Annotated in this window: 8 protein-coding genes and 1 tRNA gene; 5 read left to right on the top strand and 4 right to left on the bottom strand. The window is 66.3% G+C overall.

Going from position 1 to position 11,723, the window contains the following annotated elements; translation table 11 throughout:
* Nucleotides 1-79: 79 nt before the first annotated feature.
* Nucleotides 80-265, top strand: coding sequence for a hypothetical protein (locus tag P2T60_RS04885; protein WP_276281435.1), 186 nt, complete (start codon nucleotides 80-82; stop codon nucleotides 263-265).
* Between the two features lie 57 nt (nucleotides 266-322).
* Nucleotides 323-397 (top strand) — tRNA-Arg (locus P2T60_RS04880).
* Nucleotides 398-437: 40 nt separating this feature from the next.
* On the opposite strand, the gene P2T60_RS04875 is transcribed toward P2T60_RS04880, so the two are convergent.
* Nucleotides 438-2,975: a methyl-accepting chemotaxis protein gene (locus P2T60_RS04875; RefSeq protein WP_276281434.1), complete on the bottom strand. Its 2,538-nt coding sequence runs from the start codon at nucleotides 2,973-2,975 to the stop codon at nucleotides 438-440.
* A 333-nt stretch (nucleotides 2,976-3,308) separates the two neighbouring features.
* Here P2T60_RS04875 and P2T60_RS04870 point away from each other — a divergent pair, with 333 nt between their 5' ends.
* Complete coding sequence (locus P2T60_RS04870; protein WP_276281433.1) at nucleotides 3,309-4,400, top strand: pyridoxal-phosphate-dependent aminotransferase family protein; 1,092 nt, start codon at nucleotides 3,309-3,311, stop codon at nucleotides 4,398-4,400.
* Between the two features lie 58 nt (nucleotides 4,401-4,458).
* Here P2T60_RS04870 and P2T60_RS04865 read toward each other — a convergent pair whose 3' ends face one another.
* The 3 genes from P2T60_RS04865 to P2T60_RS04855 all read right to left on the bottom strand — a co-directional run bounded on the left by P2T60_RS04865 (nucleotide 4,459) and on the right by P2T60_RS04855 (nucleotide 9,849).
* Nucleotides 4,459-5,154, bottom strand: a complete 696-nt coding sequence (locus P2T60_RS04865) for a DUF7344 domain-containing protein (RefSeq protein ID WP_276281432.1) — start codon at nucleotides 5,152-5,154, stop codon at nucleotides 4,459-4,461.
* Between the two features lie 61 nt (nucleotides 5,155-5,215).
* A complete protein-coding gene (locus P2T60_RS04860) occupies nucleotides 5,216-9,505 on the bottom strand; it encodes a PAS domain S-box protein (protein ID WP_276281431.1) in 4,290 nt (1,429 codons plus the stop codon).
* A 116-nt stretch (nucleotides 9,506-9,621) separates the two neighbouring features.
* Nucleotides 9,622-9,849, bottom strand: a complete 228-nt coding sequence (locus P2T60_RS04855; RefSeq protein ID WP_276281430.1) for a hypothetical protein — start codon at nucleotides 9,847-9,849, stop codon at nucleotides 9,622-9,624.
* A gap of 190 nt (nucleotides 9,850-10,039) precedes the next feature.
* Between P2T60_RS04855 and P2T60_RS04850 the strand changes: the two genes are divergently transcribed.
* Both P2T60_RS04850 and P2T60_RS04845 read left to right on the top strand, forming a co-directional pair.
* Entirely contained in the window at nucleotides 10,040-10,678 is a 639-nt protein-coding gene (locus P2T60_RS04850) for a 50S ribosomal protein L1 (RefSeq protein WP_276281429.1), read from the top strand.
* 1 nt (nucleotide 10,679) lies between these two features.
* A complete protein-coding gene (locus P2T60_RS04845) occupies nucleotides 10,680-11,723 on the top strand; it encodes a 50S ribosomal protein L10 (RefSeq protein ID WP_276281428.1) in 1,044 nt (347 codons plus the stop codon).

Raw genomic sequence — 11,723 nt, 5'->3', positions numbered from 1 at the left:
GCCGGTTCTCGTCCGAGCGAATAGAAAACGTCTTTAGGCAGTTCGTAGAAACGGGCGTACACGTAGCGGTACACTACGAATGAGTCTCGCCGACAAACTCGCACGCGTGGTCTGCGCCGACGCCGACTCGGAGGAGACCTACGAGTGCAAAGACTGCGGCGCGGCGTTCCCACTCGACCGGCAGACGTGCCCCGACTGCGGCGGGTACGTCATCGACCGCATCGACTGGGACGGCGTCGTCGCTGGTGATGCCTCGTCACCATAGCACACGCCGGGTCGAAACCATGATGTTTAAAACTACCCGGCCAGTAGAAGTGAGCGAGGGCGCTTAGCTCAGTCTGGACAGAGTACTTGGCTTCGGACCAAGCTGCCACGGGTTCAAATCCTGTAGCGCCCACTCGTTTTCCGAAACATCGAGACGACGAGAGATTTCTCCACTACGCCGAGTCCGGCGACTCGGCGGGTCGCTCGTCCGTCCCGTCGTCGCTCGCGCCGTCGGTTTCCGCGTCGGCGTCGTCTGCCCGGCCGAAAATCGCTTCGGGGTCGTCGGCGTCCGCCGGAAGCGCGAACCGGCCGTCCGCGAAGTCGCTCGGCAGGTCAGCGTCCGCCGACGGCGACCGGTCGCCGTCGGCGTCGGTCTCGAAGCGGTCGAGGGCGGCCGAGAGGCGTTCGGCCTGCACGGTCAGGTCGCTGGCCGACCGCGAGACTTCGGTGAGCGCGGAAGTCTGTTCCTCGGCGGCCGCGGCGACGTTCGACGCCTCCCCGGTCGTCTCGTCGCTGATTCGGGCCACCTCGTCGAACATGGCGACGACTTCCTCGGTGGCGTCGGCCTGCTGTTCGGTCGCCTCGCTGATGCTCTGGACGCCGGTGTTGGTCTCTTGGGCGTAGTCGGCGATTTCTTCCAGCGCGTCCACGGCGCGGGCGATGGAGTCGGTGTGGTCGGAAATCCGGGCGCTCGCGGACTGGACTTCTTCGCCGGTGCGCTCGGTCTGGGTCTCGATGCGGTCGAGTCGTCGTTCGATGTCCTCGGCCGCGATTTTGGTCTCCTCCGCGAGGTCCTTGATTTTGTTCGCCACCGCCGCGAACCCCTCGGGGTTGCCGCCGTCGGTACTCGACCGCGACACCTCGATGCTGGCGTTGAGCGCGAGCATGTTGGTCTGGGTGGCTATCTCCCGGATGAACTCGGCGAGTTCGTCCACCTCAGTCACCTCGTCTTCGAGGCGCTGGATTTCGGCGACCGCTTCGTCCGACTCCGCCTCGATTTCGGCGAGTCCGCGAATCGCGTCTTGGGCGGCCTCGCGGCCTTCGCGTCCGGTCTCGGCCGTCTCGGCCGCGAGTTCGGCGACCTGATTCGAGGAGGCCGCTATCTCCTCGGTCGTCGCCGACAGGCCGCTGAGTTCGTCCGCGACGGTCCGTAACTGCTCGTTCTGGCTGTCTGCCCCGGCCGAAATCTCCTGAATCGACTCGGTGACTTGCTCGCTGGCCGAGTACACCTCTTCGGAGGAGGCGGTCACGACTTCGCTGGCGTCGGCAACCCCGTCGGCGAACGCCGCGAGGTCGGCCATCGTCGCCTCGATGTCGGCCAGCATCCCGTTGAACGCCTCGGCGATGGCGACCATCGCCTCGTTGTCGCTCTCGGCGTCCATCCGCCGGGTCAGGTCGCCGTCGGCGCACGCCTCCATCACTTCGCGGTAGTCGTCGGCCTTCCGTTCGAGGTGGCGGTTGAGACGCTCGGTCGTCCGAATCTGGTCGCGCAACTCGTCGCGCATGCTGGCGAACGCGGCGTAGAGGCGGCCGAACTCGTCCTCGCGGCGGGTCGCGAGCGCCACGTCGAGTTCGCCCTGCTCCATGCGCCGACTCCGCTCGCGCAGGTCCGCCAGCGGTCGGACGGTTCGACGGCCGAGGACGAGACCGACGCCGAGCAACGAAACCAGCGTCGCGCCCACGAGCAGACCGATGTTCCGTCCGACGGCCCCGCTCAGCGCGTAGGCCTCCCGTTTCTGGATAGCGGTCGCCGCCACCCAGTCGGTTCCCTCGATGGGCGCGTAGGCCAGCACGTAGTCGCCACGCTCTCGCAGGGTGGCAATCGAGTCCACGCCGTCGGTCGGCGAGTCGTCGTCCGCCGACGCGCCCCGGCCGTCCGCCGACGAGAGGTCGGGACCGCCGACGGCCACCAGACCCGCCGACGAGACGTTGGTCGCGTCGGACGCCAAGACCGTCTCGCCGTCGGTATCGACAATCCACGTCGTCTGGTTGGTCGCGGGTTGGTGGAGTCGCTTCACTCGGTCGTCGATGCCGCCCGCGACGACTAGATACGTGTCGTCGGCACCGGCGACGGGGCTGGCGACGGCCATGTACTTGTGGTCGTCGGTGTACCACGGCGAGTCCTCGTCGGTGTACGTCGTGGTCTTCGAGACGTACGCCCTCGAAGTCCACACGTCGTCGTCGCCCCCGAACGAGGCGGCGACAGACGCGTTCGACCACGGCATCTCCACTCGGTCTAGCGACCACCCTTCGACGGTCCGCATCGTGCTGGCGGTCACGACGCCGCGGTCGGCGTCCACCAGATACATCGCCCGCACCCCGTTCGAAGACCGGTTCATCGCCGCCGCGAGTCGCCGACGCTTCTCGGTCCGGTCGCCCGCCGCCAGCGACTCGCGCGCCGAGAGCGTCCGGGTCTGGGTCCGCACCCCCGCTATCCAGCGACTCAGCGAGTCGGCCTGTAGCGTCACCGTCGATTCGACTTCCGCCGCGGCCTCGTCGCGCGCCATGTCTCTGGCGTCCACGTAGGTCGTCGCGCCAGCCGCGCCGACCACGAGGACGACGAGCGTAATCGAGAGCGTGAACTTCGCCGCGTACCGCCGCCGAATCGCCGCTGGCGTCGCCGCGGCGACGAACCGACTCCACGCCGAACGGTCCCCGGACCCAGACGACGTATCTTCGGTTGTCTCCCCCGTGCTATTTTCATCTTTCATTTATGTGTTGGTCTTTCCGATAGTCCGTGTATAAATCTAATTGCCGACGAATTATCTAAATTTTCAGTGGGGTCGGCGGAGGCGGGTCGTTCCGGGACGACGGGCGGGGGTTTCGCGGTGGCGGGTTCGCCGTCGCGGTGTGCGAGCGATTTGTCAGATACGCCCGCGTGTCGGCCGTTAGAGCTAACTCTTTAATTGGAAGGGACGTATATAGAATTGGTAAACAATTATTCGTATTTCTTAGTTGGTCAGTTGCCGACGGCGTGTCGTCCCCACCTGCTCCGAACGCGACCGAACAGGGGTCCTTTAGACGCTCGCCCACCAACTCCGCCCATGGTCGAAGACCGCGACGAACTGCTGATGACGCCCGGCCCGACCGCCGTCCCGCCCGAAGTACGGGAGGCGATGAGTCGCGCACCGGTCAACCCCGACGTACAGGCCGAGTTCTCGCCGTTCTACCGCGACGTGCTGGAGAAGACCGCGCGGGTCTACGACACCGACGACGACGTACTCGTCCTGAGCGGCGAGGGGATGCTCGGTCTCGAAGCGAGTGTCGCCTCGCTGGTCGAACCCGGCGAGGAGGTGCTGTGTCTGGCGAACGGCATCTTCGGGGAGGGGTTCGCGGACTTCGTGGAGATGCACGGCGGCGAGGCGGTGGTCCACGACGCGCCGCCCGAGTCGGGATTCGACCCCGAGGCGGTGAAGTCGGTGGTGGCCGACCACGACTTCGCCGCCGCCACGATGGTCCACTGCGAGACGCCGACCGGCGTCCTCAACGACCTCGGCGAGATTCTGGCCCTGCTACGGGACGCGGGCGTCCTGACGATAGTCGATGCCGTGTCGTCGCTAGGCGGGACCGCGGTGCCGACCGACGACATCGACGTGTGTCTGGGCGCGTCCCAGAAGTGCCTGAGTTCCCCGCCGGGACTGACCACCCTCTCGGTCAGCGACCGGGCGTGGGAGAAAGTCGAGGCGACCGAACAGGACACCTTCTACACCAGTCTCGCCCCGTGGCGCGACGTTGACCTCCCCGACGACGAACCGCCACACTTACCGTACACTCACGCCGTCTCGAACCTCTACGCGCTCGACGCCTCGCTCGACCGACTGCTGGAGGAGGGCCTTGCGAGCGCCTACGACCGCCACGAGTCGGTCGCCGAGCAGTGCCGCGAACGCGGCCGTGACCTCGGACTCGACCCGTTCGCGGACTCGACGGCGCTCTGTTCGCCGACCGTGACCGCGTTCCGGACCGAAGGTCGGGCGAGCGACCTTCAGCGCCGACTCGAAACCGACCACGGCGTCGTCGTGGCGACCGGTCTCGGCGAACTCGAAGACGACGTGCTTCGCGTCGGTCACATGGGGTACAACGCCGACGCCGAACGCGTCGAGCGGACGATGGACGCCCTCGCGGACGTGCTGGACTGAGACCGCGAGACGAGTCGGCGCGCCGACTCGTCTCGCGGCGCGACTCGCTCCGCCGAGGCTACTCGTCTCGCGCTCTCAGAAGCCATCGCGGGTCGAACGCCGGATGGCCCTCGTAGCTGATTGTCCCGCGGGCGTCGTCGTACTCCACTAACCCGGCCGCGGCCAGTTTCGGGGCGTGAGCGTGGCGGAGTCCGGCCAGAACCGACTCGACTCGCTCGTCGGACGGGCCGCCGGGCGCGTCGTCCTCCCGCGCCGCGACCCGGCGCGCGAGCGTGGGGAGTTCGAGCCGTCCGGTCTCCCGCAGGACCGACAGCACCGTCCGACGCCGACCGTCTGCTAGCGCCGAAAGTATCGCGTCCCGGTCGTCCGATTCGTCGTCGGTCTCGCCGTCGTCTCGTCGGACGAGCGCGTCGAACTCGGGTCGGTCGAGGACCGGACTGCTCGCCGCCGAGACCCGGCCGTCGCTCCGGCGAATCAGTCCGGCGTCGGCCAGTTTCGGCAGGTGGACGTGGTGAAACCGGGTCCACGTCTGCCGGTGTTCCTCGCGGGTCACGTCGAGGAGCGGTTTGTCCGCGCGTCGGGCGACGACGTGGGACACGAGGTCGGACTCGGAGACCGACCCCTCGCGGGTTCGGAGGACCGAAAGCGCCTCGCGCCGACGCCGACTCGCCAGCGCGTCGAGTACGGCGTCTAGCGACCGACCGAGCGAGACGTTCGCGTCGAAGCGACTTCGATAGCTACGGGAGCGGGACATGCTATGGCCGTTCGTTCAGTCGGCACGGGATTAACCACGTTGCCTAATAAAAAAGGTTAGCTCATCTGATACCGGCGGTCGATTCCTCGAACAACGCCCTCAGTAGCTTCTGTTCGGCCAATCGGACGTGCTGGTGGAACGTCGCGTCGGCCACGTCCAGCGAGTCGGCGACTTCTTGGGCGCTGCTCGCTCGCGGCCACTCGAAGAACCCCGCGAAGTAGGCCGCTTCCAGCGCGGTGCGCTGGCGGTCGGTCATCTCGTCGGCCAGCACCTCGTCGAGTCGCCGGAGCGAGTCGCCCGACCGGGAGACCTGCCTCCGGGTCACGGCCTCCACCGTCGGGTAGGTCTCTCGGATGCGTTCGACCACGTTCCTGATTTCGACCGTCGGCGGGAAGTGCAGGGTCATGTTGTAGTCGCCGTCTTCGATGGTCGCGGCGTCGATGTACCCGCCGTTGGACGCGACCAGCGAGACCACCGGCGGTTCCGAGAGTCGCGCCTCGAACGTCGCGGTGCCGAACTCCTCGCGTATCACCGTCACGTCCTCCCAGTAGGGAAGTCGCTCGGTCAGCGTCTCCAGCATCGCTATCCCGTTGCCCGTCGCGGTACCGTACTCCACGAACCTCCCATCGCCGACCGGCACGGTCCGGTGGAACGAGATAGTCCCGCCGTTTTCGGGGACGCCGACCGCCTCGAACACGTCTCGGATGTAGAACTCCAGTTCGACCACCTCGTCGCTCATCAGCGCCCGCTTGCGCTCGATGCTGGCTATCGCGTGGCCGACGATTTCGCCGAGATGTCCGACGACGCGGCGCTCCTCGCCCTCGAACCCGTTCGGTCGCTCGGTGTAGACGTTCAACACCCCGTAGAGGGTGTCCTCGTGGACGACCGGAATCGCCGCCGCCGACCGGAAGCCGTGAGTGCGTGCGTGGTCGCGCCAGTCTTCGAGTTCCCACTCCTCGGTGACGTTCTGGGAGATTTGCACCTCCTCGGTCAGCACCGCCCGTCCGGTGGGTTCTTTCGACCGGTCGTCGTCGGGTGCCACCGGAATCTCGATGGCGTCGAGGTAGCCCTCGACGCCCGCCTCCGTCGTCAGTTCGACTCGCTCGGACCGCGGGTCGACCTCGCCGAACCACGCGAACTCGTAGGAGTCCGACTCTGACAGTCGGTCACAGACGACCTGCTCGACTTCCCCGCGGGTGGACTGCTGGACCAGCGCCTCGTTGATGTCCCGGACGACGGCGTTCAGGTTGTTGAGCGCGGTCAACTGCTCGCGGTGGCCCGCGAGTTGCTCTTCGCGGGCAACCCTGTCGTAGGCCGCCTCCGCGTTCGCGGCCAGCAGTTCCACCAACTGGCGGGTCCGGTGGTCGAACTCGCCCGCCTCACGGGACCCGACGACGAGGATGCCGTGGTCGCCCATCGGCGCGAACGACCCCGCGCGCATCTCGGTGTGTTCGGGGTCCACGCTCAGGTTCGCCACTTCGCAGATGTCGTCGTAGTGGGCGGGGTCGCCGTCCGCGAAGATGCTCCCGGTGATACTGGTGGCGTCGGCCGGGACTTCCGGGAACTCCCGGCGCATGAAGTCGGCGACGACCGACCGCTCGGCCGGGACGAGCAGTCCATCGTCGGCGTCGTGTCGGTAGACGACGACGCCCGGCAGGTCGAGAACGTCTGTGGCAGTCCCAACCACGATGTCGCCGACTTCGGCCGCCGACCCCGCGCCGAGCAGTTGGCGCGCCGAGTCGTGTAGCGCCTTCAGCGTCTCCTCGAACTTCCTTCGGTCGGTCACGTCCCGGACCACGCCGACGCGGTGTACTCCGTCGTCCGAGGGGAGGTTCGAGAACGTCGCTTCGGTGGGAAGGCGTCGGCCGTCTTTGGTGAGCAGGTCGGCCTCGGCGGTCACTCGGTCGTCGCTGGTTTCGATTTCTCGGTCTATCTCGCTCGCAAGTTCGAGGGTCTCCTCGTCGGCCACCAGCGAGACGTGGCATCCGAGCAGTTCCTCGCGGTCGTAGCCCAGCATCTCCGCGTAGGCGTCGTTGACCAGCACGAACTCGCCGTCGTCGTTCACCACGTAAACGCCGTCGTCCACCGTCTCGATGATGCGCTCGTACTCTTCGAGTTCTCGCTCGCGGTGTCGTCGCTCGGTCACGTCGCGCAACACCCCGACCCGGCCCACGTCGTCTCCGAGGTCGTACGGGGCGAAGTGGGTCTCGACGGGAATCCGCTGGCCGTCCTTTCGTTCGATTTCGGTCTCGATTCTTCCGGTTTCCTCGTCGCCGGTCACGAGACCCTCGTGGATTCGCTCGGCCCGGTGGAGCGTCGCGTCGTCCGTGGCGAGTATCGAGGCGCTCCGTCCCCGGAGTTCGTCCGCGGAGTACCCCGTCAACTCCTCGTAGGCGGAGTTGGCCGTCACGAACCGCGAGTCGTTGTCGAGTACGTAGACGCCGTCGTCTACCGTCTCCACGATGCGCTCGTACTGCTCTAACTCGCGTTCGCGCTCCTTGCGCTCGGTCACGTCTTGGAAGTAGACCGAGAGACCGGACTCGGATGGGTAGACGTGGGTCTCGAACCACGTTTCGAGCGGTTCGTAGTACCCCTCGAAGACGGTCGATTCTTGGGTCGCCAGCGCCTCCTCGAAGGCCGCCTGCGCCGCCGAACTGGGTTCGAGTTCGTTCCAGACGTGACCGCCGAGTACGTCGGCGGTCTCGACATCGAGTAGCGACTCCGCGCGCTCGTTGACGTAGGTGAACTGCAGGTTCTCGTCGAGCGCGAAGAAGGCGTCGTCGATTCGCTCGAACACGTCGTCGAGTTCGCGGCGCAGGTCCTCGCGCTGGCGTTCGAGGCGTTGGGTCTGTCGCTTGAGTCGGGTCACGTCGTTGGCCGTGGCGACGACTCGCTCTAACTCGCCGTCCTCGTCTTCGAGGGGGACCGCAGTGACAGACACCCACCGGTTCTCGGCGTTCGGGAGTTCGATTCGGACTTCGCGCTCGGTGACGGACTCGCCGGTTTCGAGAACCTCTCGGACCGGTTTCTTCTCCAAGCGGACCGTCTCGCCGCTCTCGTTCGTCATCTCCCGTTCGCCCGCGGTGTACCGCTCCATCTCGGCGTGCGAGACGCCCACGATGTCGGACATCCGGCGGTTCGACCTGACGACGCTCCCGTCCGCGTCGAACACCGCGATGCCGGTCTGACTCGCCGCCAGAATCCGCTCGGTGAGTTCCTTCTCGCGGGCGAGTGCGGCGGTCGCTCGCTGGTGTTCGACCAGTTCGCCGAGTTCGACGCCGACCGACGTGAGGAGTTCGACCATCCGCTCGTCGGGCGGCCGCGAGTCGGTCATGGCGAGGACCAGAACCGCCACGACGCCGCCTTCGGTCGTGATTGGGACGGCGAGCGCCGACCCGATGTCGTGTCGGTCGGCCTCGTCGGTCCGGACGAACGTCTCCTCCCCGGCGGTCGCGGCGTCTCGAATCCACTCCGAGTCGCCCGACTCCCACACTCGACCGGGGAGACCCTCGCCGCGTTCGAAGGTGAACGACTCCGAGACCGTTCCGAACGGTTCGAGGGTCCCGTCTTCGGCGTAGTCGGCCGAGGCGCGTTCGAGGACGCCGCCGTCGTCGGGAATCCACGTCTCGCCGAACTCCCAGTCGGTCGCCGCACACACCTCCCGCAGGGTGGCGCACAGACCATCCTCGAACGTGTCGGCCGCGGCGATAGCGTGCGTGGTCGAGTAGAGCAGTCGGCGCTCGGTCTCGGCGTAGCGGTCCTCGGTCATGTCGCGGACGACTTTGGCGTAACCGACGAGTTCACCGTCGTCGCGGATTGCCGAGAGCGTGACCCGCGCCCAGAACCGCGACCCGTCGGCCCCGACGCGCCACCCCTCTTGCTCGATGGTGCCGCGGTCGGCGGCGTCGGCGAGGTTCCGGTCGGGAACGCCCGCAGCGGCGTCCTCGTCGGTGTAGAACGTCGAGACGTGTTCCCCGAGGATTTCCTCGCGGTCGTACCCCTTGATGCGCTCGGCCCCCTCGTTCCAACTCACGACTCGACCCTTCGGGTCGAGTCGGAAGATGGCGTACTCGTCTACGGCCTCCACGAGCGACCGGAAGCGCCGCTTGCTCTCGCGGAGGTCGGACGCGGCGTCGGAGTCGGCAGGCGGTCGCCACCACACCCGGCCGCGCGCGCCGACCTTCTTGGTTTCGAGGTCGTCGCGCTCTACGAGTCGTTCGAGGCGGTTGTACGCGGTCCGGCGCGAACAGTCGAGAGCGTCGGCGACTTCGTTGGTCGTGTACGGGGTAGCAGGAGCGTCAGAGCCGTCGAAAACGGCGATAGTGTCGGCGAGAGCGTCCGCGGCGTCCATGTGAGTTTCAGTGGACAGTCGAACATAAGTGCTTCCGTCAACGGAAACTGCGGCGTCTCCGTACATAAATAGGTGGTCTAGCGCGCACGTAAAACTCGCCACGCAGTACCGCGCGACTACACCAACAGCAGGACCGCCGCGTAGCCCGCGGTGGTCTCGGTTCGCGCGCCGCCGACCGTCTCGGGACTCCGGGACTCGCGGGCGAGTCGTTCGAGACCGTAGAAGGCCGCGAACCCCGCGAGCGCGAGCGAAGCCTCGACGGCCCGAGCGACGACTGATTCGGCCACGGCGACGATTCGGGACTGGCGACCTAACGGGTTACGGCCGCCCTCCGTGGCCCACATTCCCGCGCTCGCTACTGCTTCGACGGGTTTAAGTTCCACATGACCATCTTTCCGGAACGAGACAGGCGTCTACTGTCAACTGTCGTTCTGTCGCGGACCGCCGTGTTGGTGGCCTGCGACGACGGCGACGACGGACAGTAACCTGTTTCACTGACCCGTAGGAGCGTCCTGCGTACTACGGAGGTGAACAATGGCAGATCAGGAGATAGAGCAAGCAGTCTCTCGCGCACTCGAGGATGCACCCGAGCGGAACTTCCGCGAAACGGTGGACCTCGCAATCAACTTGCGCGACCTCGATTTGAACGAACCGTCGAACCGCGTAGACGAAAGTATCGTCCTTCCTGCCGGAACCGGACAGGAGACGAAAATCGTCGTGTTCGCGGAGGGCGAAACCGCCCTGCGCGCCGAAGACGTTGCCGACGAAGTTTTCGATGGCGACGACCTCGAAGACCTCGGCGACGACGACGACGAGGCCAAGGACCTCGCCGACGACACCGACTTCTTCATCGCGGAAGCGTCCATGATGCAAGACATCGGTCGGTATCTCGGTACCATCCTCGGCCCGCGCGGGAAGATGCCCGAACCGCTTCAACCCGACGACGACGTGGTCGAGACCGTTAGCCGGATGAAGAACACGGTCCAGCTTCGAAGTGGCGACCGGCGCACCTTCCACACCCGCGTCGGCGCGGAGAACATGGACGCGGAGGAAATCGCCGACAACATCGACGTGATTCTCCGCCGACTCCACTCCAACTTGGAGAAGGGGCCGCTCAACATCGACAACGTCTACGTCAAGACGACGATGGGACCGGCCGTGGAGGTGGCCTAACATGTCAGCCGAAGCAGAACGGAAGACCGAGACCATCCCGGAGTGGAAGCAAGAAGAAGTCGACGACATCGCCGACCTCATCGAAGGCTACAGCAGTGTCGGCATCGTCAACGTCGCGGGCATCCCGTCCCGTCAGCTTCAGACGATGCGGCGCAACCTTCACGGAAGCGCCGAACTCCGCATTAGCCGGAACACGCTCGTCAAGCGCGCGCTCGACCAAGTAGACGAGGGCGTCGAAGACCTGAAAGAGTACGTGGCTGGCGAAGTCGGACTCATCGGGACGAACGACAATCCCTTCGGACTGTACAAACAGCTCGAAGCGTCGAAGAGTCCCGCCCCCATCAGTGCGGGCGAAGTCGCACCTAACGACATCGTAGTCACCGAGGGCGACACGGGCGTAGACCCCGGTCCGTTCGTGGGCGAACTCCAGTCCATCGGTGCCGCGGCCCGCATCATGGAAGGGTCCATCCACGTCACCGAAGACAGCGTGGTCGCCGAAGAGGGCGAAGAAGTGGACGAAGACGTGGCGAACGTCCTCGCGGAACTCGGCATGGAGCCGAAGGAAGTGGGACTCGACCTCAAGGGTGTCTTCTCCGACGGCGTTCTCTTCGAGGCCGACGAACTCGCCATCGACGTGGAGGAGTACCGCGCGGACGTGGAGGCCGCCGCTGCCCGCGCCCGCAACCTCTCGGTCAACGCGGTTTATCCGACCGCCCAGACCACGCCGACGCTCGTCCAGAAGGCCGAAGGCGAGGCCAAGAGCCTCGGTCTGCAGGCCGAAATCGAGAGTCCGGACGTAATGCCGGACCTCGTGAGCAAGGCCGACGGACAGCTTCGCGCGCTCGCTGCACAAATCGACGACGAGGAGGCACTGCCCGAGGAGCTTGCTGACGTAGAGGCTCCGGCGGCGGGTGGCTCTTCCGAGGACGAATCGACTGACGAAGACACCGAATCCGACGCCGAGGAAGAAGCCGACGCCGAAGACGACGAGGAGGAAGACGACGACGACGACGGCGGCGACGCGCTCGGCGCGATGTTCGGATAA

The organism is Halorussus caseinilyticus, assembly GCF_029338395.1.
GTDB lineage: Archaea > Halobacteriota > Halobacteria > Halobacteriales > Haladaptataceae > Halorussus > Halorussus caseinilyticus.
This window is presented reverse-complemented; position numbering and strand designations above follow the sequence as displayed.

Bases quoted from the DNA above. Each gene is read 5' to 3' on its own strand.
- P2T60_RS04865 (WP_276281432.1), bottom strand. From the start codon at position 5,154: ATGTCCCGCTCCCGTAGCTATCGAAGTCGCTTCGACGCGAACGTCTCG.
- P2T60_RS04875 (WP_276281434.1), bottom strand. From the start codon at position 2,975: ATGAAAGATGAAAATAGCACGGGGGAGACAACCGAAGATACGTCGTCT.
- P2T60_RS04860 (WP_276281431.1), bottom strand. From the start codon at position 9,505: ATGGACGCCGCGGACGCTCTCGCCGACACTATCGCCGTTTTCGACGGC.
- P2T60_RS04850 (WP_276281429.1), top strand. From the start codon at position 10,040: ATGGCAGATCAGGAGATAGAGCAAGCAGTCTCTCGCGCACTCGAGGAT.
- P2T60_RS04845 (WP_276281428.1), top strand. From the start codon at position 10,680: ATGTCAGCCGAAGCAGAACGGAAGACCGAGACCATCCCGGAGTGGAAG.
- P2T60_RS04870 (WP_276281433.1), top strand. From the start codon at position 3,309: ATGGTCGAAGACCGCGACGAACTGCTGATGACGCCCGGCCCGACCGCC.
- P2T60_RS04855 (WP_276281430.1), bottom strand. From the start codon at position 9,849: ATGTGGGCCACGGAGGGCGGCCGTAACCCGTTAGGTCGCCAGTCCCGA.
- P2T60_RS04885 (WP_276281435.1), top strand. From the start codon at position 80: ATGAGTCTCGCCGACAAACTCGCACGCGTGGTCTGCGCCGACGCCGAC.